Genomic DNA, 23,653 nt, shown 5'->3' with positions numbered 1-23,653 from the left:
TGAGATTTTCTAAGGAGCGTTATTTTGGATAAGTTTCACTAATGCGGTGTGCAGGATTTGAATGGGCTTATCTATATGATTTGAAAATTTAAAATGAATGGGAAATGGCTGGTAAACGGCAGCGATTAATAAAATTGAGCATAAGTTAATTACAGGCGGCATGATAAATAAAAAGGCCCTACTGGGCCTTTTCAACATGCTACAGAGAGATTACTCGATATTCTGGATCTGCTCGCGCATTTGCTCAATCAGGACTTTGAGCTCGATAGCGGAGTTAGTCACCTCTGCGTTAATCGACTTGGAGGCCAGTGTGTTCGACTCACGGTTGAACTCCTGCATCATAAAGTCGAGACGGCGGCCAACTGCTTCTTTTTTCTTCAGAATGTTGTAGGTTTCTTTAACATGCGCTTCAAGGCGATCCAGCTCTTCGGCGACATCGATGCGCTGCGCCATCAGCACCAGTTCTTGTTCAAGACGGTTATTCTCGAGCTGCACCTGCGCCTCTTCCAGCTTGGCGACCAGGCGCTCGCGCTGCCATTGCAGGATTTCTGGCATATGAGCGCGGACTTTGCTGACTTCGGTGCTCACGCCTTCCAGACGCTGTTCAATCAGCCCTTTCAGCGCCTGACCTTCAGTTTCACGAGCGACGATAAAATCATCCAGTGCGCCGTCAAGCGCGGCGAGGATCTGCGCGGCGATGGCGTCCAGATCCTGTTCTTGCGCAGCCATTACGCCTGGCCAGCGCAGAATATCAACCGGATTGATTTCCCCTTCGTCGCTCTGCATTTTGACCCAGTTCGCCGCATTCACCAGCTGTTTAGCCAGTTTTTCGTTCAGGATCAGTTCGCCCTGCGCACTGGCATCTGGCTCAAAACGAAGATTACACTCCACTTTACCGCGCGTCAGACGGCTACGGAGACGTTCACGGACAACCGGCTCGAGGCTGCGAAATTGCTCCGGCAGGCGGAAGTAAGTTTCCAGATAACGCTGGTTAACCGAGCGCAGTTCCCAGGAGGCAGAGCCCCATTCACCCTTGATTTCACGCCGGGCATAGGCGGTCATACTGCGGATCATAGACGTTCCCGTTTTCAAAGAGAGATGCGGGGATTATAGCTTTCGTGGCCTTATCAGGATAGGAATAACCTTGGTAAGCCAGTATAATGCGCAGCCACATTCGATAAGCCGGAGAAATTATCATGCGTCCAGCAGGCCGTAGCGCCAACCAGGTGCGCCCCGTCACCCTGACCCGTAATTACACAAAACACGCAGAAGGCTCCGTGCTGGTTGAATTTGGTGATACCAAAGTACTGTGCACTGCGTCCATCGAAGAGGGCGTTCCGCGCTTTCTGAAAGGTCAGGGCCAGGGCTGGATCACCGCCGAATATGGCATGCTGCCGCGCTCCACCCACACCCGTAACGCGCGTGAAGCCGCAAAAGGCAAACAGGGCGGGCGTACTATGGAAATCCAGCGTCTTATCGCGCGTGCGCTGCGTGCAGCGGTTGATTTGAACGCGCTGGGCGAATTCACCATTACGCTTGACTGCGACGTCATTCAGGCCGATGGCGGCACGCGTACTGCATCAATTACCGGCGCGTGTGTTGCGCTGGCGGATGCGCTGAACAAACTGGTCGCTGCCGGGAAGCTGAAAACCAACCCGATGAAAGGCATGGTTGCAGCGGTTTCCGTGGGTATTGTTAATGGCGAAGCCGTTTGTGATCTTGAATATGTGGAAGACTCCGCAGCTGAAACCGACATGAACGTGGTGATGACTGAAGATGGTCGCATGATTGAAGTTCAGGGTACGGCGGAAGGCGAGCCCTTCTCCCATGAAGAGTTACTCACCCTGCTGGCTCTGGCCAGAGGGGGGATCGAATCGATTATCGCGACGCAGAAGGCGGCGCTAGAGAATTAATTTTAAGGGCGACTAATGAGTCGCCCTTTTTTTTGCGCTTTATACTTCATGCGGCTTCTTTCTCGGCTGTCGCGAGTCATGCCTGCGCTATTCTCCAGGTATGATTTACGTGGTCTGCGCGAGGTCGCGCGACGTATTTTGCGTAATCTGTAAATAATGAAAAGTGAGATGAGGAGCGGATCCATGAAAGCGTATCAGCGTCAGTTTATTGAATTTGCGCTTAACAAGCAGGTACTGAAGTTCGGCGAATTCACGCTGAAATCCGGGCGCAAAAGCCCCTATTTCTTCAACGCCGGGCTGTTTAATACCGGGCGCGATCTGGCTCTGTTAGGGCGTTTTTACGCCGAAGCGCTGGTGGATTCCGGTATTGATTTTGATCTGCTGTTTGGCCCGGCTTACAAAGGTATTCCTATCGCGACCACCACGGCCGTAGCGCTGGCGGAACACCACGAGCGCGATGTGCCTTATTGCTTTAACCGTAAAGAAGCCAAAACCCACGGCGAAGGCGGCAATCTGGTGGGCAGCGCGTTGCAGGGTCGTGTCATGCTGGTGGATGACGTAATCACCGCCGGAACGGCGATTCGCGAATCGATGGAGATTATCCAGGCCAATGGCGCAACGCTTGCTGGCGTACTGATTTCTCTGGATCGCCAGGAGCGTGGTCGCGGTGATATTTCAGCGATTCAGGAAGTGGAACGCGATTATGGCTGCAACGTGATTTCGATTGTTACGCTCAAAGAATTGATTGCCTACCTGGAAGAGAAACCGGAGATGGCCGATCATCTGGCCGCTGTGCGCGCCTACCGCGAACAGTACGGCGTTTAAATGTGTTCCCGGCAGACGACTGCCGGGTCCGTTTTACACCAGCTTCGCGCCCTGGGTGTTTACATAAAGTGAATAGACCGAGGTGCTGGAAGCCATAAACAGGCGATTGCGTTGTTCGCCGCCAAAGCACAAGTTAGCGCAACGCTCCGGCAGGTGGATCATGCCAATCGCTTTGCCTTGCGGATTGAACACGCGCACGCCGTCCAGCTCCTCTGTACCCATTCCCCAACCGCACCACAGATTGCCATGCACATCGATGGCAATGCCATCTGCCGTGCCGTTGCCGCAATCGATATGTACCCGCCGGTTTTTTAGCTGGTTACCCTCGATATCCCACGCCAGAATTAAGCGATTGGGCGTCGCGCGGCTTTCCACCACAAACAGCGTTTTTTCATCCGGCGAGAAACAGATGCCGTTTGGCCCTTTAACATCGCCCAGCACCGCTTCCAGCTTGCGGGTTTCAGGCTCCAGGCGATAAACGTTTTGCGGCAACTGCGGCGTAGCTTTATGCCCTTCATAAAAACCGGCAATACCAAATGGCGGATCGGTAAACCAGATGGAACCATCGGATTTCACGGCAATATCGTTCGGCGAATTCAGCGGCTTGCCATCGTAGCTGTCTGCCAGCACGGTGATGGTGCCGTCATACTCTGTGCGCGTAATGCGGCGGGTATCGTGCTCACAGCTGATTAAACGCCCTTGTCTGTCGCGGGCGTGGCCGTTGGCGTTATTGGATGGCTGGCGAAAAATGCTGGTTGCGCCGGTGACTTCATCCCAGCGCATGACCGCGTTGTTGGGAATATCGCTCCACAACAGCACGCGGGTATCGCCAAACCAGACTGGCCCTTCTGCCCAGCGGCATCCGGTTGCTATCTGTTCTACTTTGGCGCTGGATACCATATAGTCGCGAAAGCTGTCATCCAGCGCGACGATGCTGGGATCGGGATAGCGGGCCGAGGGTGCCCAGGCGGCGATACTCTTTTGGCTTAGAAGTAACGATGCGGTGGCAATACCGCTGAGTTTAAGCAGTTCCCGACGTGATGTTGCCATCAAGCGTCTCCTTATTTGTAGGGTATTTATGAGGATATTTCGCTTAAGTGGAAAGATACTGCCAGAGGGAGGGTAGGGGATCCGCGACGCCACAACATCTGGCATCTTAACGAATTACGTTGGGCTTTTTCACAGAGTGCGGGGAAATGAGAATGCAGCCGCAAGGGCTGCATGAGGTATTACTGTAATTGTGCGGCCAACAGCGGCCAGCGGGCGTCGAAATCTTCGGTCGGGCTGTATTTAAACTCGCTGCGCACAAAGCGCGACAGCATCCCTTCGCAAAACGCCAGCAGCTGGCTTGCCAGTAACGTTTCATCTGTCGCGTAGGCTTCGCCTTCACGCATCTTGCGTTCACGTAGCACCTGGCGCAGCTGCGCTTCAATGCGTTCGAACAGCTGGCTAATGCGCCCTTGCAGGCGGTCTTGTTCGAACATCAGCGCGTGGCCGGTCATAATGCGTGTCAAACCCGGATTACGTTCACCAAAGCCCAGAATCAGCAGCACAATCAGACGCACACGCGCAGTGGTGTCTTTCTCGTCTTTTAAAATCAGGTTGATACGGGTAATCAGGCTGTCTTCGATAAATTCAATCAGGCTATCGAACATGCGCGTTTTACTGGGGAAGTGGCGGTAGAGCGCCGCTTCAGAAACGCCAACGGACGCCGCCAGTTTTGCCGTCGTAATACGCTGGCTTCCATCGCTGGATTCCAGCATCAGCGCCAGAGATTGAAGTATTTCCTCGCGACGATTCCTTTTCGCAGTTTGTTTTTCTGCCATGTTCCAAAATACCCCTGAAAATAAGCACTTGTCAGGCGAGCAACCACAGGGCGACCGCAAACGGAGTGCGTTTGCGGTGATGTTATCGCGTTATTTCGCCGTGTGATGCGTTAAATAGGGCTGCTTATTGGCGCCCGGAATGGCCGAAGCCGCCTTCGCCGCGCTCGGTCGCGTCAAAGGATTCCACCAGGTTAAATTCTGCCTGAACGACTGGCACAAAGACCATTTGCGCGATGCGTTCACCCGGCACGATGGTAAAGCTGTCCTGGCCGCGGTTCCAGACGGAAACCATCAATTGACCCTGATAATCCGAATCAATCAGCCCCACCAGGTTGCCCAGCACGACGCCATGTTTATGGCCCAGACCGGAACGCGGCAGAATGACCGCAGCCAGTGATGGATCGGCAATATGGATTGCCAGACCGGTCGGCAGCAACGTCGTTGCGCCTGGCGCCAGCTCTACGGCGTCGTCGAGACAGGCACGCAGGTCAAGTCCGGCGGAACCGGAGGTGGCATATGTCGGTAGCGGGAATTCCTTGCCAACGCGCGGGTCCAGAATCTTAACGTCGATTTTTTTCATCATAACGGGTAACGATCTCGTCCAGTAATAGGTGTCCCAGAAGTTCTTTGCGCTCCAGCGGCAAGCGTTTGTCGCCATCCTGCCAGAAAAGGTGTAATGCGTTGTTGTCGCTGTTAAACCCCTGATTCGACTGCGAAACATCATTGGCGCAAATCAGATCAAGGTTTTTGCGGGCGCGTTTTTGCCGGGCATATTCTTCCACATTATTTGTTTCGGCAGCAAACCCAACAACATAAGGGCGATACGCAGAAAGTGCGGCAACGCCAGCGACGATATCCGGGTTTTTCACCATTTTTATCGTGATTTCATCGCCTTGCTTTTTGATTTTTTCTTCAGCGACGCTGGCGGCGCGATAATCCGCAACGGCGGCGCAGCCGATAAAAATATTCTGCTGCTGAACGCGACTCTGAACCGCGGCCTCCATCTCCAGCGCAGTGGTCACATCCACACGTTGCACCAGCGGCGGCGTTGCCAGCGAAACAGGGCCAGAGACCAGCGTGACATTCGCACCGCGGCTTGCAGCGGCGGCGGCAATGGCGAAGCCCATCTTACCGGAGCTGAGATTGGTGATGTAACGTACCGGATCTAACGGTTCACGCGTCGGACCGGCGGTAATCATGATGTTCAGATGTTGCAGATCTTTGACCGGCGAGAAATGCGCGGCGGCCATATCCACAATGGTCAGCGGATCGAGCATTCTTCCAGGACCCACATCGCCACAGGCCTGGCTGCCGCTGTCCGGGCCCCACAGCAACAGCCCGCGCGAGGCCAGCACCTGCAAATTATGCTGGGTGGCGGCGGCGCGATACATCTGCTGATTCATTGCGGGAACAACGGCGACAGGCGAGGGTGTGGCAAGGCAAATAGTGGAGACCAGGTCGTTTGCCATACCGGCAGCGACGCGGGCGATTAAATCCGCGGTGGCGGGTGCGAGAATCACTAAATCAGCCCATTTGCCCAGCTCAATATGGCCCATTGCCGCTTCGGCGGCGGGATCAAGCAAGCTATCGGAAACCGGATAACCGGAAACGGCCTGCAGGCTCATCGGCGTAATAAAGGCTTTAGCCGCCTCAGTCATTGCGACACGGACTTCCGCTCCGCGATCGCGCAGACGGCGCACCAGTTCGGGCGCTTTATAGGCCGCGATACCGCCGCTCACGCCGAGGACAATCTTTTTACCCGCCAGACTGATCATGATTCTTTCCTGTTGGATTTCACCAGAAGCTGGGCATTTTATCACAATCCTGGTGTTGTCGTGCTGTTGCCCACAAACCACTTTGCGAGGCGCTACGCAGAGATATGACTTCCTCGTCGAAGCGAAACGGCGGCTATGGCAGCATTGGCAAGAGTGAAGGAGAAATGAATATGGATATTGTTTTTACGCCTCAGAAACCGCGTGAAAAGATGATGAAATTCGGTATTGAGTCACTGACTGACGTGGAACTCCTGGCGCTTTTTTTGCGCACCGGAACACAGGGTAAGAGCGTGCTCACCGTGGCGCGTGAAATGCTTAAGCAGTTTGGTTCGCTGTATACGCTGCTCTCCGCCGATCTCGATGATTTTAAGGAGGTGCATGGCATTGGCCTTGCCAAATATGCCCAATTGCGGGGTATCGGTGAACTGGCGCGGCGCTATTATAATGCGCGCCTGCTGGAAGAGAGCTCACTGCTGAGTCCGGAAATGACGCGCGAGTTTTTACAAAGCCAACTGGCGGGCGAAGAGCGCGAGATCTTTATGGTGATCCTGATGGATAACCAGAACCGGATACTTAAACACTGTCGGCTTTTTACCGGCACGATTAACCAGGTTGAGGTGCATCCGCGAGAAATTTTGCGTGAAGCGTTAAAAGTCAATGCGGCCGCCGTGATCCTCGCGCATAATCACCCCTCTGGTAACGCTGAGCCGAGCAAAGCGGACAGGCAGATCACCGAACGGGTAATAAAATGCTGCCAGTTCATGGACATCCGGGTGCTCGATCATCTGGTTATTGGCCGCGGTGAGTACGTTTCTTTTGCCGAACGTGGTTGGATTTAGACCACTTTGCGCGATCCATCGGGATCTTTGTCTGTTCGGGACTTGAGCACACCGCCGACTCAGCGTATACTACGCCACCTTTGAGAATCTCGGGTTTGGCATTTGGGCCTGGCAATCGAGAGTTCACATAGAACTGCGATGACCGGGCTGTAAAGCCTGACGAGGCGCCGATACCCCATACGAAGCTCGAGCTAATTTGATTTTTGGAGAATAGACATGTCCCGAGTCTGCCAAGTTACTGGCAAGCGTCCGGTGACCGGTAACAACCGTTCCCACGCACTGAACGCGACTAAACGCCGTTTCCTGCCGAACCTGCACTCTCACCGTTTCTGGGTTGAGAGCGAAAAGCGTTTTGTCACCCTGCGTGTATCTGCTAAAGGTATGCGTGTAATCGATAAGAAAGGCATTGATACAGTTCTGTCTGAACTGCGTGCCCGTGGCGAAAAGTACTAAGTACTTAGAGGATATAAATCATGGCTAAAGGTATTCGTGAGAAAATCAAGCTGGTTTCTTCCGCTGGTACTGGTCACTTCTACACCACCACGAAGAACAAACGTACTAAGCCGGAAAAACTGGAACTGAAAAAATTCGATCCAGTTGTCCGTCAGCACGTGCTGTACAAAGAAGCTAAAATCAAATAATTTTAGTTTTCTTGCACAAAAACCCCGCTCTGTCGGGGTTTTTGCATTTCTGACCACCCATAAACCGGAGACGAGATGCCTGAATTACCCGAAGTCGAAACCAGCCGCAGAGGTATTGAACCGCACCTTGTTGGCGAAACCATTCTTCACGCAGTGGTGCGCAACGGACGATTGCGCTGGCCGGTTTCCGAAGAGATCCACAGCCTGAGCGATAAACCGGTACTGAGCGTTCAGCGCCGCGCCAAATATTTACTGCTCGAATTGCCCGATGGCTGGATCATTATTCACCTTGGCATGTCCGGTAGCCTGCGTATTCTTCCCCATGAGCTGCCCGCTGAAAAACACGACCACGTCGATTTGGTGATGAGCAACGGCAAAGTGCTGCGCTATACCGATCCACGTCGTTTTGGCGCGTGGCTGTGGACGAAAGAGCTGGAAGGTCACAATGTGCTGGCGCATCTCGGCCCGGAACCGCTCAGCGACGCTTTCAACGCTGATTATTTCCAGCAGAAATGCGCGAAGAAGAAAACCGCCATTAAACCCTGGCTCATGGATAACAAACTGGTGGTCGGCGTGGGGAATATCTACGCCAGCGAGTCGCTGTTTGCCGCCGGGATCCATCCCGATCGGCTGGCTTCGTCGCTCTCAGCACAGGAGTGCGAAATTCTGGTGCGGGTTATCAAAGCGGTGCTGTTGCGCTCTATCGAACAGGGCGGAACCACGCTAAAAGACTTTTTGCAAAGCGACGGCAAACCGGGCTATTTCGCTCAGGAGTTGCAGGTATATGGTCGGGAAGGGGAACTTTGTCGCGTCTGCGGCGCACCGATTGTTGCCGCAAAGCATGCACAGCGCTCAACGTTTTACTGCCGACGCTGCCAGAAATAAGGGTCAGAAGCTTATTTAAGCTTCTCTAACAGCGCCTGGTGAACGTCAGGCGGCAGAAAGTGGGTGACATCGCCCTGATGGCGCGCCACTTCTTTGACCAGCGTAGAAGAGATAAACGACCACTCTTTCGACGGCATAAGAAACACGCTTTCTAGCTCCGGCATCAGGTGGCGGTTCATATGCGCCAGCTGCATCTCATATTCGAAATCCGCTACCGCCCGCAAGCCGCGAATAAGGATATTTGCCTGCTGGGCACGGGCAAAATTGGCCATCAAATCACTAAACCCCACCACCGAAACATTCGGCAGATGCGCCGTCGCGGCCTGCGCCAGCGCCACGCGCTCTGACAGGTCAAATAGCGGTTTTTTGCTTGGGCTGGCGGCAATCGCTAATATCACCTCATCAAACATCGTGGCGGCGCGGGTCACAATATCAATATGCCCGTTAGTGATGGGGTCAAAGGTGCCGGGATAAATCGCTTTTGTGCTCATCGCTTATTCTTTCTCTGAATAACCGTGGTTCAGAGCCCACAGCTCGGTGTATTTATTGAAAGTATACTGCGCGTTAACTACTGCCAGCAGCCAGCCCTGTTTTCCATCCAGCACGCCGCCGCGCAGCAATAATGTTTTGGCGAATGCGCCCAAAGTATGCGCGAAAATCCCCGGTAGCGACGTTTTTTTACCGCGCTGATGGCGTTCCTGCGCCCACGCCGTGGCGTAATTGAACTGTTTACGCTGAAAACTGGCGAAATCCCGGCAGGTCAGATGCAGCAAATCACCACTGAGCGCAATGACCGGCGCTTGCGGCGCATCCAGTGATTCATGAACCAGATTGCCGTTGTACTGATAGCGATCGCGCTCGTACAGGCGAGTAACGCGATCCGGATACCAGCCGCTGTGGCGCATAAAGCGACCAAGGAAATAGTTACGGCGGGAAATGCTGTAAACGGCGCCCGGCTGCGGTGCGGCGAGCGTCGCGCGAATGTGATCTGCGAGTTCCGGGGTGACGCGCTCGTCGGTATCGAGCATCAGAACGTAATCGCCGCTGGCGTAGCGCTGTGCCAGCTGGCGCTGTACGCCGTAACCCGACCAGTCGGTATGGGTGAAGACTTTGGCACCTGCGCGGCTGGCAATGCCTACCGTGTCGTCACTGCTGCCGGAATCCAGCAGTACAATTTCATCCGCCCAGGCAATGGATGCCAGACAATCGGGCAGCAGATCCGCCGCGTTTTTGGCGATCATCACCACCGACAAACGTTTGGACATTAATGGCTCCGCTGAGGCAAATACGGTTGCAGAAGTTGCAGCAGACGCGCCAGCGCGCCTTGGTTCTGGTGCAGCACTTCCACCGCGTGGCGGCCGTACCATAAACGGTAATCTTCATCCGTCAGCAGGGTCGACACCTCTTTCACCAGCGAATCCGCATCGGTAATGGTGATCAACCCTTCCGCTTCCTGCAGGCGTGCACAGATATCTTTGAAATTAAACGTATGCGGCCCCATCAGCACGGGAATAGCGTGCGCCGCGGGCTCCAGCGGGTTGTGGCCGCCGCGTTCCACCAGGCTGCCGCCGACAAACGCCAGATCGGCGATACCGTACAGCAGCATCAGTTCACCCATCGTGTCGCCGATCACCACCTGGGTACTGCTGGATGGGATTTCGCCCGAGCTGCGCAAGGTGTAGCTGAAGCCGGCTTTCTGCGTCAAATTGCGCGCATCCGGGAAGCGTTCCGGGTGGCGAGGCACCAGGATCAGCAGTAAATCAGGGAAGGTTTCCAGCAGCTTGCGGTGCGCCTGTAAAATAATGGCTTCTTCGCCGTCGTGCGTGCTGGTGGCAATCCACACCTGGCGGCGTGGTGCCCACTGGCGGCGCAGCGTTATTGCGCGGGCGGCAAGTTCAGGCGTCACGGAGATATCAAATTTCAGGCTGCCGGTCACGGTCAACTGGTTGCGCTTTAAGCCCAATTGCAGAAAGCGGTCGGCATCTTCCTGGTTTTGCGCGGCAATCAGCGTAATTTTGCTGAGCAGGCGGCGCATGAATTTGCCCAACTTGCCATAACCTTTTGCCGAGCGTTCTGAAAGCCGTGCGTTAGCGATAACCAGGGGGATCTGGCGTGCTTTCAGCGCGGAGATCATGTTCGGCCACAGTTCGGTTTCCATCACGATCACCAGCTTCGGGCGAACATTGTTGAGAAAACGGTTCATGGCGCAGGGCAGATCATACGGGAGATAAACATGATGTACGTCTTTGCCGAACGCCGACATCACCCGTTCCGAGCCGGTTGGCGTCATGGTGGTCACGGTGATGGGCAGCGAAGGGTAGCGATGGCGCAGCGCGCGTACCAGCGGGATCGCCGCCAGCGTTTCTCCCACGGAGACGGAATGCAGCAGAATACCGTCCGGCTTCACTTTGTTACGACAAAAACCATAGCGTTCAGCCCAGCGTTTGCGGTAAGCAGGGGCTTTGCGGCTGCGAAGTAATAATCGCAACCACACCAGAGGCTGAATTAAGTAAAGCAGGGTGGTATACAACAATTCCAAGCGACTATCCGTTTTTTTAAGATTCGGCGGGCAAATTCTAAGCATTTAGGGCGGCTAAAGCTATACCTTTGACGCGCGGGCATCTCCCCGCGCGTCAAGAGGTTCTCTGTTTAGCTTTCAGCCAGATAACGTTTCAGGCGAAAATAGCGACGCCCCAGACGCCAGCGCTGACGCAATCCGCGTGCGTTACGCCAGATCATTTGCCAGATACCGCGATCGAACAGCTCTTGAGTGATCTCTTTGCGCTTCGCAGGATCGTCAATATTGTTAATGCTATGAAGGATCCCAAGGCCCTCTTTGGCGATTTGCCACTGGCAAGCCGGAACACGTTTCACCTGCTCCGGATAGCGCAAGTTGATGGTATTAAGCATCTCGAGAATTTTCATGTAGTGGCGCGCCGAACGCATCCGCGTGTCGTTAGTTCCCGGCGTATGGGAAACAGAGGCGGAGTGGATCAGGTAATCGTAATAGGTTTCATCGATGTACTGCACCCGTTTCGCGGTTAGCAGCACTTCGGTTGTCCACGGAATGTCCTGATGCCGTAAACCGTGTTCGAACGTAAAACCCTGCGCTTTGATGAAGTCGTGGCGGTAAATATTCAGCCAGGTAACATGCAGAAATTTACGCGACGTCAGCGCTCGCTGGAGCCAGATCGGCCCTTCAAGCACATCAGTGGAAGCCAGTTTATCTGAAGGGAAGATTTTCTTTGACGGGCGACCGTCATCGTAAATATAGGTGCCGTTACAGGTGGCGACATCCAGTTGGTTTTTGAGTGCGATCTCCAGCAAGCGCGGGTACATGCCTGGATGAATCACATCATCGATATCGGGAAACGCCAGGTACTCGCCTGTCGCCACCGCCAGTCCGGTATTGCGTGCCGCCGAAACGCCCTGGTTCGCCTGGCTAAGCACCCGGTAGTTGGCAAATTCTTGCGCATACTGAGCAATGATCTCTGCCGAGCGGTCAGAAGAGCCATCATCAACCACAATCAGCTCAAGGCTATCGAGATTTTGCGCTTTGATGCTGTCAAAAAACGCGTTAAGAAAATTTTCGCCATTGTAAACAGCGACCACAAGACTGAGTTGGGGTTTGTCGGACATGCTTTCTCCGGTGGGGGCCAATACCGCGTCGTGGGCGGTTATGCGGTGCTTGATGGTGCGGTATTATATCCGCTGAGGGCTAAAAGAATAATCTTTGTAATAACAAAGATTCCGGGCGTTATAATTCGTCGTTTGGCAGGTAAGGTCACAGGAAATCTATGCATATTGTTCACACCGAAGCAGATGGCGGGAAAGGCGGGCAGCCGCTGCGGATTATCAATGAGTCGTTAGGCATGCTGGAGCGCGGCCATCAGGTGACTATCCTGTGTCCGGAAACGGCGCCGCTGCACCAGATGGCGAGCGATGCCGGGCTAACGGTGGTGACCATGCCGCTGAAACGCAAAAATATCAGTAACCTGCGTGCGCTGCGCCGTTGGTTGCGCGCGAACCGCGACAGCATTGATGTGATTAATAGCCATAATTCCGCCGATACCTGGCTGGTGGCGCTGGTGAACCTTACGCTGTCGCGCCCGGAGCCGCTGGTGCGTACCCGCCACGCTTCCGGTACACCGCGCAATAACTGGACTACGCGCTGGCTGTTCCGTCGCGCCTGCGCGCATATCGTCAGTACCGGAGAAGCGCTGCGCTATCAGATGGTCGATATCGGCGTGCCGCTGGAACAAACCACCTCGGTGCCAAGCGGTGTTGATACCCGACGTTTTCATCCGGCTGATAAAACGGCTGCGCGTGAACAATGCGGGTTAGCGCAGGATGCCCTGTGGCTGGGTGTGGTGTCCCATTTGCGCCCGAACAAAGGGCATAGCGTGTTGCTCAAAGCGCTGGCACAAATTAACGACCCGGCGATCAAACTGGCGATTGTCGGTGAAGGGCCACATCGGGCGACGCTGGAACAGGAAATCGTTCAGCTAGGTTTGCAGGATCGCGTGCTGATGGCGGGCCATCAAAGCAATCCTTCGCAGTGGTTTCCGGCGTTCGATATTGCGTTAAGTCCGTCGCACGATATGGAAGGTGTACCGCAAGGCGTACTGCAATCGCTGGCTTGCCGCATCGCGACTATCGCCACCGATGCGGGGGGCACGGCAGATGCCATTATCAATGAACAAACTGGTTTGCTGGTGGCACAGCGCGATGTGGAAGCCCTGCGCGGTGCGATTGTTCGCCTGGTTGACGATGCCGCGCTACGCGATACGCTGGCGCAACAGGGTTATGATTACCTGTGCGCCCACTTAACGCGCGAATGTATGCTGGCGGCGATGGAAAAGGTGTTCGCCGACGCCGCTCAGCGCAGCAGGTCGCGGTAAAGCGCCTGCAACTCCTGGGCCATCCGGTCCAGCGTCCAGGGTTCTGCGGTGGCGCGCGCCGCCGCCGCATAATCCACGCCGCGCGTACGGCCAGCCAGCCACTCACCGACAGACGCACTATAACCCTCGCTATCCAGCGCATCGCGCACCCAGCCGTTTTCCCCTTCGATCACCCATTCGGCAGCACCGCAGCCTGGGCTGGTGAACAGCGGCAGCCCGCAAGCCAGCGCTTCAACGCAGACGTTCGGGAACGGATCGTAGAGCGTTGGCAGGATCAGCGCATCCGCTGAACCGTAGACCTGGCGAATATCCGCCACCGGGCCAAGAAAACGCACACGCTTCGCCACGCCCAACTGGCGTGCCAGCTTTTCAAACTTACGGGCGTGCTTATCGCGTCCGGCAACCAACAGCCAGACGGACGGGTGCGCGACAATTGCACGCAGCGCCGTCGCGACGCCTTTACGGGTAAAACCAGAACCGACATACGCCAGCACCGGCGCATCGGCGGGAATGCCCAGCGCTGTTCGCAGACACAACTCACGCACGCTGGGGTGGAAATGGGCGGTATCGACGCCGTTATAAATCACCGTTAACTGGTCGTCGCGCAACTGAAAACGGCGGGCGATATCATCGCGCACCATCCGCGAATTACAGATAACCTTGCGCAGCGCAGGATGGGCGAACATCTGGCGCTCCGCCTGCAAAATGTAGTGGTGATAGGGACTGAAATTCTGCGACCAGCGTTTTAGCGGTGACAGAATGCGGCTGTACTGCTCAAGCCAGGTGGCGTGTACACCGTCTCCGGCGCGGAAAATGGTCGCACCGGGAATGCGCTCATGGCTCTGCACAATATCGAAATCGGCAAAGTGCGCCGCTGCGGCGTCAGCAAAACCCGCTTCGCGCATTTTGCGGTTACGAAACGGCGGGTTGACCGTCAGAGTGTGCCAGCCAGCGGCGTTTTCCCATTCACGGGCGATCAGCGTGACATTGAGCGATGTGTCCTGCGCCAGCACATTCAACGCGCGGGAAACGAAACGTTCTGCGCCGCCGTTCGGGTTATAGGTTTGTCTGACGATAGCCAGCTTCATGCGGGGTTTTCCAGCAGTAAGGTATCAATCGCGCCGAGCACCTGCGCAGGTGTTATGGCGGTAATGCAGTCAGAAACCTGGCTGTCGCCACAGCCCGCTTTGCCGCAAGGCTGGCAGGTGAAACCGGCGGTAATGACCCGGTAAGTGACACCCCAGGGTGCCCATTTTATCGCGCCCGTCGGGCCGAAAATGGCGACGGTGGGCGTACCCACGGCGCTGGCCAGGTGCATTGGCATGGAATCCACGCCGAAGAAGAGCCGCGCGTGTTTCATCAACGCGCCCAGTTCTTTCAGATTCAGTTGCCCGCTTAAATCAAATACCGGCTGCGTCAGTGCGGCGCGCAGCTTATCCATATAGTCGCTCTCTTCTTTCGACGGCGCGGCCGAGAGAATGATCGGTAAGCCACGGGCTGCCAGCGTGTCGATAGTCGCCGCCAGCTTGTCGATTTGCCAGGCTTTGAACATCCAGCGCGATGTCGGGTGCACCAGAATGTAGGATTTGCTGGCGAGACCAAAGCCCGCCAGTTTTTGCAAAATGGTGTTTTCCGCTTCCTCGCCTGGCGTAAACAACGTGCGTTTGTCCTCGGCGCTGGCCGGGTGGATGCCAATGCGGCGCAGGGCGTCCAGGTTCACTTCCACCATATGGCGGCTGTTATCCTGAATTGCCGGGTAGAGCGTGGTGAAGGATTTCACCCAGCGCCAGCGGGCGAGGCCGCCGCGTTTATCCGGTTTGAAGCCGACTGAGACGCGGGGTTTCAGCTTGCGCGCCAGACGTGCGCCGTGCCAGTGTTCGGTGAGGTTTATCAGCACATCGTAATTGCGCGCCTTTAGCCGGTTGCGCAGGCCGCGATAAAGACTTAACTGTTTCAACCAGCCCTGTTTGCGCCATTTGCGCCCGATGGTATGCACCTGATCGATATACGGATGGTTGGTTAACATCGCCTGAGTATCGTCGTACACCAACGCATCCACTTCGACGCCGGGCCAGTTTTTCTTCAGTACGGTAAACATCGGCGAGGTCAGCAAGACATCACCGTGGTGACGCAGCTTGATAATCAGCACCCGTTTCGGCGGGCGTTCGGGTGAGAAGAAATCAGACATGGACACGCTCAGCTGCTAGCAAAGGCTGTAATTGGCGATAAACCGCAGCGGCAGAAAGGCTGCTCAGCTGCGAAGAGTTTTCCGGGCGGCAAATGGTTTGGTTTTTCCCGTAACCACCGATAAGACCGGGATCCGTTGGGCCATAAAGCGTGACGTTCGGCCTGTCCAGCGCAGCGGTAAGATGGCTTAAACCGGTATCAACCGAGACGACAAACCGCGCGCCTGCCAGTTCCCGCGCCACATTCTCAAGGCTCATCCGTGGCAAGACGTCAACAAAATCCAGCTCTTGCGCCAGCCGTTTCGCGCGGGCTTCTTCATGCGGCGCACCCCACGGTAACTTTATGCGTAAGCCGCTGTCTGCCAGCAGATTAAGTAGCTCGCGCCAGTGCGCTTCCGGCCAGTGCTTATCATCGCGAGTGGTGGCGTGTAAGAACACGGCATAGGGCGAATGCGCCGCGTCGTCGACGGCAAAATGGCGGGCGATGGCGTAATCGCCCTGCGTTTGTGGTTTGGTGTAACCGAGGCTTTTGGCGAACAATTCGCGGGTGCGCTCAACCGCATGTTGCTGTTTAGCAATGTGGTGACGGCGATTGTAAAAAAGGCTCGCTAAGGGCTCGCGCGCGGTGCTCCAGTCCATGCCGTGCTTCACACCGTGCGCCAGCCGGGTAACCAGCGCGGCACTTTTCACCAGCCCTTGCGCATCAATAATCGCGTCGTACCGCTCAGCCTGTACCGCCTGACGAAAGGCTTTACGCTCGGCGGTAATGGGGGCGGAAAACCAGGCTTTGCGCCAGCGGCGGATCGCCACCGGAATAACGCGCTCAACGGCGGCGTGCCAGGAGGGGATCTGGGCAAAACCCTCTTCCACTACCCAGTCAAAACGGATGCCGGGAATCGCCTGCGCGGCGTCGGTGAGCGCGGGCAGTGTATGCAGCACATCGCCCATCGACGAGGTTTTAACGATCAATACCCGCATCGATTATCCTTCCGCGTCCAGCAACAGCGCGTTCAACTCTTCCAGCACGCGCTGCGGGGTAATGTCGATCAAACTCTGGTGATAGCCTTCAGCGGCGTCGCCTTTGCGCACTTTGTGGTAGCCGGTAATCAGGCGGATCACGCGGGCTTTGTGCGACAGCGGCGGGGTGAAATCCGGGCTGCTTGGCCCGTAAAGCGCCACCAGCGGACGATTAAGCGCGGCGGCGACGTGCATCAAACCGGAATCATTGGTCACCACCGCTTTACAGGCGGCAATCAGCACAACGGCTTGCTCCAGCTGCGTTTCCCCGGCCAGATTGCGGCACCAGGCTTGCTGCTCTGTACTCAGCGAAGCCAGAATCTCGTTGCCCGCTTCGTGATCTTTCGCCGAACCAAACAGTAGCACCTGGTAGCCTTCGTCAATCAGTTGCTTTGCCAGTTCTGCATAATGGTAGTGCGGCCAGCGTTTGGCCGGGCCGAACTCTGCGCCTGGGCAAAAACCAATCATCGGGCGTTCTGCAGAAATAGCAAACGCCGCGCAAACTTGTAATTTTTCGCTGTCGTTAACCTGCAACTGCGGCCACAGCAGCGGCTGCGGCAGATCCTGCGCCGAGCGCATCACGCCTTTGTCATAGGCCAGCGCCACATAGCGCTCCACCATTAACGGCCAGGCTTGTTTATCCAGTACGCGAGCGTCATTGAGCAGACCGTAACGCATTTCACCGCGCCAACCGGTACGGTGCGGTACGTTGGCAAAGAACGGTACCAGCGCGGATTTAAACGAGTTGGGCAGCACGTAGGCGCGGTCATAACGGCGCTCGCGCAGGCTGCGGCCCAGCTTACGGCGTGCGCCAATTTCCAGCGCGCCGTGGCCGAGCGGCATCGGGATCGCTTCGTTGACTTCCGGCATGCGTGATAAAAGTGGACGGCACCACGCGGGTGCCATCACATCGATTATCGCCTGGGGAAAGCGCGCTTTAAGCGTGCGGTAAAGACTCTGCGACATCATCATGTCGCCGACCCAGGACGGGCCAATGACCAAAATTTTCATACTTACGCGTCGCGGTTCAGCCAGGCCATATACTCGGTTACGCCTTCGGCGACGGTTTTAAACGGTTTGTCGTAACCCGCCGCGCGCAGGTTGGTCAGATCCGCCTGGGTAAACGCCTGGTAACGGCCTTTCAGTTTGTCCGGGAACGGAATGTATTCGATGCTGCCTTTTTTGTGGAAAGCCAGCGTCGCATCGGCAACGGCCTGGAAAGATTCCGCGCGACCGGTGCCCAGATTGTAGATACCGGAAACACCGTTTTCCCAGAACCACAGGTTCACCGCCGCCACGTCGCCAACATAGACGAAATCGCGTTTGAAGTTATCGCTGCCTTCGAACAGTTTCGGGCTTTCGCCGTTGTTCAACTGGGTATTAAGGTGGAAAGCCACGCTCGCCATGCTGCCTTTGTGCCCTTCGCGCGGGCCATAAACGTTGAAGTAGCGGAAGCCGACGATCGGTGAGTTCGCTTCCGGCAGGATGCCGCGCACATACTCGTCGAACAGCATTTTTGAGTAGCCGTAGACGTTAAGCGGCTTTTCGTATTCGCGGGATTCGATAAAGTCCGAAGTACGGCCACCGTAAGTCGCGGCAGAAGAGGCGTACAGGAACGGAATTTCGCGCTCCAGGCAATAGTGCAGCAGCTCTTTGGAGTACTGATAGTTGTTATCCATCATGTACTTGCCATCCCACTCGGTGGTGGATGAACACGCACCTTCGTGGAATACGGCTTCAATATCACCGAACTCTTCGCCAGACATAATCTGCAGCAGGAAATCTTCTTTATCCATGTAGTCGGCAATGTGCAGGTCGACCAGATTGACGAATTTGGTGCCGTCTTTCAGGTTGTCCACCACCAGAATATCGGTGATACCTTTATCATTCAGGGCTTTAACGATGTTGCTACCGATAAAACCCGCGCCGCCGGTCACGATGATCATAACTGTACCTTTGAAAAGTGGAGCGTTGAGACGATCTCAGACACTAATGTCTCTTATCATATCATCACATTGACGACCCTTCAGCCATTCACCCAGTGAACGATATGGCTATGCGTGATTTATGCTACAAAATGAAGAATGGATGCTGTGTCATCTCGTATCACCGTATACCTTTCGGTAATATGTGCCGAAATTTGCCCAGTCTGGAGAATTGCGATGCGTGGGGATTTTTATAAACAGTTAACGAACGACCTGGAAACCGCGCGTGCGGAAGGGTTGTTTAAAGAAGAACGTATTATCACCTCGGCCCAGCAGGCTGATATCACCGTGGCCAATGGTGACCATGTCATTAATTTCTGTGCCAATAACTATCTTGGCCTCGCCAACCACCCCGATTTGATTGCTGCCGCGAAAGCCGGCATGGACAGCCATGGCTTCGGTATGGCGTCGGTGCGCTTTATCTGCGGCACGCAGGACAGCCACAAAGCGCTGGAGAAGAAGCTGGCCGATTTCCTCGGCATGGAAGATTCCATTCTTTACTCCTCCTGCTTCGACGCTAACGGCGGCCTGTTTGAAACGCTGCTCGGCGCGGAAGACGCCATTATTTCCGACGCGCTGAACCATGCTTCTATCATCGACGGTGTGCGTCTGTGTAAAGCGAAGCGCTATCGCTACGCCAATAACGATATGCAGGAGCTGGAAACCCGCCTGAAAGAGGCGCGTGAAGCGGGTGCGCGTCATGTACTGATTGCGACCGACGGCGTGTTTTCGATGGATGGCGTGATCGCTAACCTGCAAGGCGTGTGCGATCTGGCGGATAAATATGACGCGCTGGTGATGGTCGATGATTCTCACGCGGTCGGTTTTGTTGGCGCGAATGGTCGCGGTACGCATGAATATTGCGACGTGATGGGGCGCGTGGACATCATTACCGGCACGCTGGGCAAAGCGCTTGGCGGCGCGTCCGGCGGTTATACCGCTGCGCGTAAAGAGGTGGTGGAGTGGCTGCGTCAGCGTTCCCGCCCGTATCTTTTCTCCAACTCACTGGCACCAGCCATTGTTGCGGCGTCCATTAAAGTGCTGGAAATGCTTGAATCCGGCGCTGAGCTGCGCGATCGCCTGTGGGCCAATGCCCGCTTGTTCCGCGAAAGAATGACCGCCGCAGGTTTCACACTGGCAGGTGCAGATCACGCGATTATCCCGGTGATGCTGGGCGATGCGGTGGTGGCGCAAAACTTTGCCCGCGAACTGCAAAAAGAGGGGATTTACGTCACCGGTTTCTTCTTCCCGGTGGTGCCGAAAGGTCAGGCGCGCATTCGCACACAGATGTCTGCGGCGCATACGCCTGAACAAATTGAGCGTGCGGTTGCTGCCTTTACCCGCATTGGTAAACAACTGGGTGTGATTGCCTGAGGGCGTGAAATGAAAGCGTTATCCAAACTGAAAGCGGAAGAAGGCATCTGGATGACCGACGTACCGGAGCCGGATGTTGGTCATAACGATCTGCTGATTAAAATTCGCAAAACCGCGATTTGCGGCACTGACGTGCATATCTATAACTGGGACGACTGGTCGCAAAAAACCATTCCTGTGCCGATGGTGGTCGGGCATGAATATGTCGGCGAAGTAGTGGGCATCGGCCAGGAAGTGAAAGGTTTTAAAATTGGCGATCGCGTTTCCGGGGAAGGCCATATTACCTGCGGCCACTGCCGTAACTGCCGCGCCGGGCGTACGCACCTGTGTCGTAATACCACGGGTGTGGGCGTCAACCGTCCGGGCTGTTTTGCTGAATACCTGGTGATCCCGGCGTTCAACGCTTTCAAAATCCCCGACAATATTTCTGATGATTTAGCGTCGATTTTCGATCCGTTTGGTAATGCGGTGCACACGGCGCTCTCGTTTGATTTGGTGGGAGAAGATGTGCTGGTCTCCGGTGCAGGCCCGATTGGTATTATGGCCGCGGCGGTGGCAAAACACGTTGGCGCACGCCATGTGGTTATCACCGATGTGAATGAGTACCGCCTCGATCTGGCGCGCAAAATGGGTGTTACCCGCGCGGTTAACGTCGCCAAAGAGAATCTGGCAGATGTGATGGCAGAACTGGGCATGACCGAAGGGTTCGACGTGGGGCTGGAAATGTCCGGCGCGCCGCCGGCGTTCCGCACGATGCTCGACACCATGAACCACGGTGGTCGTATTGCGATGCTGGGGATTCCGCCGTCCGATATGTCTATCGACTGGACTAAAGTCATCTTCAAGGGGCTGTTTATCAAAGGGGTTTACGGTCGTGAGATGTTTGAAACCTGGTATAAGATGGCGGCGTTAATCCAGTCTGGTCTGGATCTTTCCCCGATCATTACCCACCGTTTCAGCATTGATGAGTTCCAGCAGGGCTTCGACGCGATGCGCTCGGGACAGTCCGGCAAAGTGATTCTGAGCTGGGATTAATTTGGCTTTAGGGGAGGTGACAGCATATATCTCCCCTCATTCTCGGCTGTTTATGCCGCTGAGATTTATTTGCAGATTCCGCGTGGCGAAGATCCCTGGGGCGATGCTGCATCAGAAAACTCTTTGAATGAATAAGTTTTCCGCCGATGCTTTGATTTCGGTAGCGCGGTGTGTAATATTTCGCATCTATTGTTGCTGTGGGTGCTTCAATAGCAGGCCATTACTATTATGAACGCATATGCGAAATTGAGTTATTAAGATAATGATAAATAGTAAATTTGACAACGTGCAGTTAATATTAAAGCAGATAATGTTTTTTCTTTGTGTTATTGCTTTTTGCTCTATTATTGTGAATCCTTATTTGTCAGTGAAAATATTCAGCATTGCTGGCATGGTTGCTTTTTTTATTGCATTAACGGAATGTAAAAAATTAAAAAATAACGATGCAAAATGGTTGTGCCTTTCATTATTGCTAATTGGTATTTGTGATTTAATTTGGTATGGGTTATTCAAAAACGGTAATAGTCCTGCAATAAATTCATACCGTGCTTACCTTGAAGTTGGTAAAATCTGTTGCTTTGGTTCATTTGTTTTATATGTCCTTTCATTAAATAATCAAAAAACCAAAGGCTTTATTTATACTAATAAAATACACTATTTAGCTGCATTGTTACTACAAATTATGATGATCGGCTATACCGTTTATCAAAGCGTTTACCTTGGTGTCCCTCGCGTAACCTTGGCTTTAACGGGGGGGACTGATGCGACAGGTGCTGCTTACACTGTTGTTTTCCTTTCAATATATATAATATTGGTATTGCAGCATCTGCGTATAAAATTTCGTGAGATATTATTGATAGCACATTTTTTTATTACGCTAGTAATTCTGGTTACAACCGAAACACGCGCGGCGATCTTGACGTATCCAGTTATAGTTTTCTCATTGTTGATTGTTAAAATATACCGTGAAAAGCACGTTCCATGGAAAGCATTGGCAGTATTTGCATTGGTGTTTTTAGCAGGTCTATGGATGATGAAAGGCAGTATTATCCAACGTTACAATGATCTTAACAATGATATCGTAGCCTATGATCAGAATAATTCTGCTACCTCTGTTGGGGCGCGTTTTGCGATGTGGGAGACTGGACTTATCGCAGCAAGTCATAATTATTTATGGCAGTCTACCGATCAGCGTAACGAGATCATTACCGCGGTGGTTGCGAAAGATCCATCACTGCGTGGAGCACTTGATCATATGCGTGGACATTTACACAATGAAATTGTAGAAACTATATCAACTAAAGGTCCTTCCGGGTTGTTGTTGTATTTTATGTTTATTATTTCGTTTTTTATTTATGCATATCGTAAATTAAATAGCGTAATAATGTGTGCATTTCTCGTTTCTTTTATAAGCTTTGGCTTTACTGGCGTTATGTTCTATTCCAAAACTACGCCTATTGCCTGGATGCTGGTGTTGATTATGTCCGTCGCACTCCTTGTCAGCAATTCAAAAGATAAGGTTTTTAAGTAGCTTTTGCTTATCCACCGGGGAAAAGGTATTCTTCCGGTGGATAGATTATTGCCAATAATATGAGTTTTATGATGAAAGAATTGGTCTCAGTTATAATCACTACCTTCAACCGGGAAGACCTTCTGGAGAGGGCGATTCGCTCTGTTATTAACCAGATTTATCCGGCCATTGAATTGATTATTATTGACGATCATTCGAACGACAAAACCGCGCAGCTTATCGCAAAATTGCACAGTGAATGTGAAGCGCGTTTTGTTCGCTTCATTTATCAACGCAACGAAATGAATAGTGGTTCGAATTTCAGCCGAAATCGCGGCTACTCTTTAGCTCAGGGGAAATTTGTCACTGGTCTTGACGATGATGATTATTTTCTGCCACAGCGCCTGTCTGCATTAGTCGCCCGTTATGATGAAAAGTTCGCTTTCGTCAGCGACGCGCCGGCGAGGCTTGATAAGCAGCAGAAGAAACCGCTCTTCCCGGAAAGTAAAAAAATCATCACCGCACAGGATCTGCTATGTGAAAACGTTGTCGGTAACCAAGTGCTTACCACACGTGAGAAACTGCTGGGTGTGGGGGGGTTTTCACCTGAAATTCGACAGCAGCAAGATCGTGATGTCTGGATCAAACTGACGTTGAAATATGGCCCAGGCCTAAAATACAACTTCAGCACCGCTATGGTGGATGCGGAACACGGCAGTGACAGAATCACCGCCCGCTTAAAAAAATACCACTCCTACCGTAAGCTTTATTTCAAATTTAAACCGCAGATGACGGAAGAAACCATCAGTCACAACCTTTATCAATTGATGTCATTTCGCGGGGTAAGTTCCAGCAAGATGAATGCGCTGCTGCGCGGCCGTAAGAAAGGCTGGAAACTTCGGCTTAAACTGCTGCGTCGCACCCTTAAAGAGATGTTCTAA

General features: G+C 53.9%; 25 protein-coding genes. 11 read left to right on the top strand and 14 right to left on the bottom strand.

Translation table 11 applies throughout. The features are described from left to right. Positions 1-210 precede the first annotated feature (210 nt). On the bottom strand, positions 211-1,074 hold the full coding sequence (locus tag ACFX4U_RS08230) for a YicC/YloC family endoribonuclease (protein ID WP_020455758.1): 864 nt from the start codon (positions 1,072-1,074) through the stop codon (positions 211-213). Between the two features lie 122 nt (positions 1,075-1,196). Between ACFX4U_RS08230 and rph the strand changes: the two genes are divergently transcribed. After that, positions 1,197-1,913, top strand: a complete 717-nt coding sequence (rph, locus tag ACFX4U_RS08225) for a ribonuclease PH (RefSeq protein WP_017458165.1) — start codon at positions 1,197-1,199, stop codon at positions 1,911-1,913. Between the two features lie 183 nt (positions 1,914-2,096). Next, the gene (gene pyrE, locus ACFX4U_RS08220; protein ID WP_200551187.1) at positions 2,097-2,738 is read left to right on the top strand and encodes an orotate phosphoribosyltransferase; all 642 of its coding nucleotides are present in this window, start codon (positions 2,097-2,099) and stop codon (positions 2,736-2,738) included. Positions 2,739-2,771: 33 nt separating this feature from the next. Here the strand turns inward: pyrE and ACFX4U_RS08215 are convergent, their stop codons facing one another. The 4 genes from ACFX4U_RS08215 to coaBC all read right to left on the bottom strand — a co-directional run bounded on the left by ACFX4U_RS08215 (position 2,772) and on the right by coaBC (position 6,336). Next, positions 2,772-3,788: an SMP-30/gluconolactonase/LRE family protein gene (locus ACFX4U_RS08215; RefSeq protein WP_313508126.1), complete on the bottom strand. Its 1,017-nt coding sequence runs from the start codon at positions 3,786-3,788 to the stop codon at positions 2,772-2,774. A 179-nt stretch (positions 3,789-3,967) separates the two neighbouring features. Then, positions 3,968-4,564 (bottom strand): nucleoid occlusion factor SlmA, encoded by a 597-nt coding sequence (gene slmA / locus ACFX4U_RS08210; RefSeq protein WP_313508125.1) that lies wholly within the window; start codon positions 4,562-4,564, stop codon positions 3,968-3,970. 124 nt (positions 4,565-4,688) lie between these two features. Further along, positions 4,689-5,147 carry a dUTP diphosphatase gene (gene dut, locus ACFX4U_RS08205; RefSeq protein ID WP_017458169.1) on the bottom strand — a complete coding sequence of 153 codons (459 nt, stop codon included), beginning with the start codon at positions 5,145-5,147 and terminating at the stop codon, positions 4,689-4,691. After that, a complete protein-coding gene (gene coaBC / locus ACFX4U_RS08200) occupies positions 5,125-6,336 on the bottom strand; it encodes a bifunctional phosphopantothenoylcysteine decarboxylase/phosphopantothenate--cysteine ligase CoaBC (protein ID WP_305737543.1) in 1,212 nt (403 codons plus the stop codon). The genes dut and coaBC overlap by 23 nt, the downstream gene beginning before the upstream one ends. A gap of 173 nt (positions 6,337-6,509) precedes the next feature. On the opposite strand from coaBC, the gene radC reads away from it, so the two are divergent. The 4 genes from radC (at position 6,510) to mutM (ending at position 8,704) form a co-directional block, all read left to right on the top strand. Beyond that, complete coding sequence (gene radC / locus ACFX4U_RS08195) at positions 6,510-7,178, top strand: DNA repair protein RadC (RefSeq protein ID WP_020455753.1); 669 nt, start codon at positions 6,510-6,512, stop codon at positions 7,176-7,178. Between the two features lie 216 nt (positions 7,179-7,394). Then, on the top strand, positions 7,395-7,631 hold the full coding sequence (gene rpmB, locus ACFX4U_RS08190; protein ID WP_002436699.1) for a 50S ribosomal protein L28: 237 nt from the start codon (positions 7,395-7,397) through the stop codon (positions 7,629-7,631). A gap of 20 nt (positions 7,632-7,651) precedes the next feature. Next, positions 7,652-7,819 carry a 50S ribosomal protein L33 gene (rpmG, locus tag ACFX4U_RS08185; RefSeq protein WP_003024094.1) on the top strand — a complete coding sequence of 56 codons (168 nt, stop codon included), beginning with the start codon at positions 7,652-7,654 and terminating at the stop codon, positions 7,817-7,819. Positions 7,820-7,894: 75 nt separating this feature from the next. Further along, positions 7,895-8,704 carry a bifunctional DNA-formamidopyrimidine glycosylase/DNA-(apurinic or apyrimidinic site) lyase gene (mutM, locus tag ACFX4U_RS08180; protein ID WP_313508124.1) on the top strand — a complete coding sequence of 270 codons (810 nt, stop codon included), beginning with the start codon at positions 7,895-7,897 and terminating at the stop codon, positions 8,702-8,704. Positions 8,705-8,715: 11 nt separating this feature from the next. Here the strand turns inward: mutM and coaD are convergent, their stop codons facing one another. The 4 genes from coaD to ACFX4U_RS08160 all read right to left on the bottom strand — a co-directional run bounded on the left by coaD (position 8,716) and on the right by ACFX4U_RS08160 (position 12,343). Further along, a complete protein-coding gene (coaD, locus tag ACFX4U_RS08175) occupies positions 8,716-9,195 on the bottom strand; it encodes a pantetheine-phosphate adenylyltransferase (RefSeq protein WP_313508123.1) in 480 nt (159 codons plus the stop codon). 3 nt (positions 9,196-9,198) lie between these two features. After that, entirely contained in the window at positions 9,199-9,969 is a 771-nt protein-coding gene (locus tag ACFX4U_RS08170; RefSeq protein ID WP_305734673.1) for a glycosyltransferase family 2 protein, read from the bottom strand. Continuing rightward, entirely contained in the window at positions 9,969-11,243 is a 1,275-nt protein-coding gene (gene waaA, locus ACFX4U_RS08165; RefSeq protein WP_313508122.1) for a lipid IV(A) 3-deoxy-D-manno-octulosonic acid transferase, read from the bottom strand. Before waaA ends, ACFX4U_RS08170 begins: the two co-directional genes overlap by 1 nt. A gap of 110 nt (positions 11,244-11,353) precedes the next feature. Beyond that, entirely contained in the window at positions 11,354-12,343 is a 990-nt protein-coding gene (locus ACFX4U_RS08160) for a glycosyltransferase (protein ID WP_313508121.1), read from the bottom strand. A 158-nt stretch (positions 12,344-12,501) separates the two neighbouring features. Here ACFX4U_RS08160 and ACFX4U_RS08155 point away from each other — a divergent pair, with 158 nt between their 5' ends. Then, on the top strand, positions 12,502-13,605 hold the full coding sequence (locus tag ACFX4U_RS08155; protein WP_313508120.1) for a glycosyltransferase family 4 protein: 1,104 nt from the start codon (positions 12,502-12,504) through the stop codon (positions 13,603-13,605). Here the strand turns inward: ACFX4U_RS08155 and ACFX4U_RS08150 are convergent. From ACFX4U_RS08150 to rfaD, 5 genes are read right to left on the bottom strand one after another with little or no spacing between them, the layout of a single operon-like run. Beyond that, positions 13,584-14,693 (bottom strand): glycosyltransferase family 4 protein, encoded by a 1,110-nt coding sequence (locus ACFX4U_RS08150; RefSeq protein ID WP_313508119.1) that lies wholly within the window; start codon positions 14,691-14,693, stop codon positions 13,584-13,586. The two genes, ACFX4U_RS08155 and ACFX4U_RS08150, sit on opposite strands and share 22 nt — an antisense overlap. After that, positions 14,690-15,793 carry a putative lipopolysaccharide heptosyltransferase III gene (gene rfaQ, locus ACFX4U_RS08145; protein WP_200551200.1) on the bottom strand — a complete coding sequence of 368 codons (1,104 nt, stop codon included), beginning with the start codon at positions 15,791-15,793 and terminating at the stop codon, positions 14,690-14,692. The genes ACFX4U_RS08150 and rfaQ overlap by 4 nt, the downstream gene beginning before the upstream one ends. Further along, positions 15,786-16,769: a lipopolysaccharide heptosyltransferase RfaC gene (gene rfaC, locus ACFX4U_RS08140; protein WP_305734681.1), complete on the bottom strand. Its 984-nt coding sequence runs from the start codon at positions 16,767-16,769 to the stop codon at positions 15,786-15,788. The genes rfaQ and rfaC overlap by 8 nt, the downstream gene beginning before the upstream one ends. Positions 16,770-16,772: 3 nt before the next feature. Then, positions 16,773-17,819 carry an ADP-heptose--LPS heptosyltransferase RfaF gene (gene rfaF / locus ACFX4U_RS08135; protein WP_305734682.1) on the bottom strand — a complete coding sequence of 349 codons (1,047 nt, stop codon included), beginning with the start codon at positions 17,817-17,819 and terminating at the stop codon, positions 16,773-16,775. A 2-nt stretch (positions 17,820-17,821) separates the two neighbouring features. Further along, entirely contained in the window at positions 17,822-18,754 is a 933-nt protein-coding gene (rfaD, locus tag ACFX4U_RS08130) for an ADP-glyceromanno-heptose 6-epimerase (RefSeq protein WP_131412394.1), read from the bottom strand. A gap of 216 nt (positions 18,755-18,970) precedes the next feature. Between rfaD and kbl the strand changes: the two genes are divergently transcribed. From kbl to ACFX4U_RS08110, 4 genes are all read left to right on the top strand, one after another. Further along, positions 18,971-20,167, top strand: a complete 1,197-nt coding sequence (gene kbl, locus ACFX4U_RS08125; RefSeq protein ID WP_305734683.1) for a glycine C-acetyltransferase — start codon at positions 18,971-18,973, stop codon at positions 20,165-20,167. 9 nt (positions 20,168-20,176) lie between these two features. Beyond that, complete coding sequence (tdh, locus tag ACFX4U_RS08120; RefSeq protein WP_380217934.1) at positions 20,177-21,202, top strand: L-threonine 3-dehydrogenase; 1,026 nt, start codon at positions 20,177-20,179, stop codon at positions 21,200-21,202. A 262-nt stretch (positions 21,203-21,464) separates the two neighbouring features. Beyond that, entirely contained in the window at positions 21,465-22,733 is a 1,269-nt protein-coding gene (locus ACFX4U_RS08115; protein WP_313510264.1) for an O-antigen ligase family protein, read from the top strand. A 59-nt stretch (positions 22,734-22,792) separates the two neighbouring features. Beyond that, positions 22,793-23,653, top strand: coding sequence for a glycosyltransferase (locus ACFX4U_RS08110; RefSeq protein WP_313510267.1), 861 nt, complete (start codon positions 22,793-22,795; stop codon positions 23,651-23,653).

Origin of the sequence: Kosakonia sp. YIM B13588 (assembly GCF_042788165.1) — a bacterium.
Classification (GTDB): domain Bacteria; phylum Pseudomonadota; class Gammaproteobacteria; order Enterobacterales; family Enterobacteriaceae; genus Kosakonia; species Kosakonia sacchari.
The sequence above is the reverse complement of the archived record's forward strand: the minus strand, read 5'-3'. Positions and strand labels throughout refer to the sequence as shown.

Bases quoted from the DNA above. Each gene is read 5' to 3' on its own strand.
- ACFX4U_RS08230 (WP_020455758.1), bottom strand. From the start codon at position 1,074: ATGATCCGCAGTATGACCGCCTATGCCCGGCGTGAAATCAAGGGTGAA.
- rph (WP_017458165.1), top strand. From the start codon at position 1,197: ATGCGTCCAGCAGGCCGTAGCGCCAACCAGGTGCGCCCCGTCACCCTG.
- pyrE (WP_200551187.1), top strand. From the start codon at position 2,097: ATGAAAGCGTATCAGCGTCAGTTTATTGAATTTGCGCTTAACAAGCAG.
- ACFX4U_RS08215 (WP_313508126.1), bottom strand. From the start codon at position 3,788: ATGGCAACATCACGTCGGGAACTGCTTAAACTCAGCGGTATTGCCACC.
- slmA (WP_313508125.1), bottom strand. From the start codon at position 4,564: ATGGCAGAAAAACAAACTGCGAAAAGGAATCGTCGCGAGGAAATACTT.
- dut (WP_017458169.1), bottom strand. From the start codon at position 5,147: ATGATGAAAAAAATCGACGTTAAGATTCTGGACCCGCGCGTTGGCAAG.
- radC (WP_020455753.1), top strand. From the start codon at position 6,510: ATGGATATTGTTTTTACGCCTCAGAAACCGCGTGAAAAGATGATGAAA.
- rpmB (WP_002436699.1), top strand. From the start codon at position 7,395: ATGTCCCGAGTCTGCCAAGTTACTGGCAAGCGTCCGGTGACCGGTAAC.
- rpmG (WP_003024094.1), top strand. From the start codon at position 7,652: ATGGCTAAAGGTATTCGTGAGAAAATCAAGCTGGTTTCTTCCGCTGGT.
- mutM (WP_313508124.1), top strand. From the start codon at position 7,895: ATGCCTGAATTACCCGAAGTCGAAACCAGCCGCAGAGGTATTGAACCG.
- coaD (WP_313508123.1), bottom strand. From the start codon at position 9,195: ATGAGCACAAAAGCGATTTATCCCGGCACCTTTGACCCCATCACTAAC.
- ACFX4U_RS08170 (WP_305734673.1), bottom strand. From the start codon at position 9,969: ATGTCCAAACGTTTGTCGGTGGTGATGATCGCCAAAAACGCGGCGGAT.
- ACFX4U_RS08160 (WP_313508121.1), bottom strand. From the start codon at position 12,343: ATGTCCGACAAACCCCAACTCAGTCTTGTGGTCGCTGTTTACAATGGC.
- ACFX4U_RS08155 (WP_313508120.1), top strand. From the start codon at position 12,502: ATGCATATTGTTCACACCGAAGCAGATGGCGGGAAAGGCGGGCAGCCG.
- ACFX4U_RS08150 (WP_313508119.1), bottom strand. From the start codon at position 14,693: ATGAAGCTGGCTATCGTCAGACAAACCTATAACCCGAACGGCGGCGCA.
- rfaQ (WP_200551200.1), bottom strand. From the start codon at position 15,793: ATGTCTGATTTCTTCTCACCCGAACGCCCGCCGAAACGGGTGCTGATT.
- rfaC (WP_305734681.1), bottom strand. From the start codon at position 16,769: ATGCGGGTATTGATCGTTAAAACCTCGTCGATGGGCGATGTGCTGCAT.
- rfaF (WP_305734682.1), bottom strand. From the start codon at position 17,819: ATGAAAATTTTGGTCATTGGCCCGTCCTGGGTCGGCGACATGATGATG.
- rfaD (WP_131412394.1), bottom strand. From the start codon at position 18,754: ATGATCATCGTGACCGGCGGCGCGGGTTTTATCGGTAGCAACATCGTT.
- kbl (WP_305734683.1), top strand. From the start codon at position 18,971: ATGCGTGGGGATTTTTATAAACAGTTAACGAACGACCTGGAAACCGCG.
- tdh (WP_380217934.1), top strand. From the start codon at position 20,177: ATGAAAGCGTTATCCAAACTGAAAGCGGAAGAAGGCATCTGGATGACC.
- ACFX4U_RS08115 (WP_313510264.1), top strand. From the start codon at position 21,465: ATGATAAATAGTAAATTTGACAACGTGCAGTTAATATTAAAGCAGATA.
- ACFX4U_RS08110 (WP_313510267.1), top strand. From the start codon at position 22,793: ATGAGTTTTATGATGAAAGAATTGGTCTCAGTTATAATCACTACCTTC.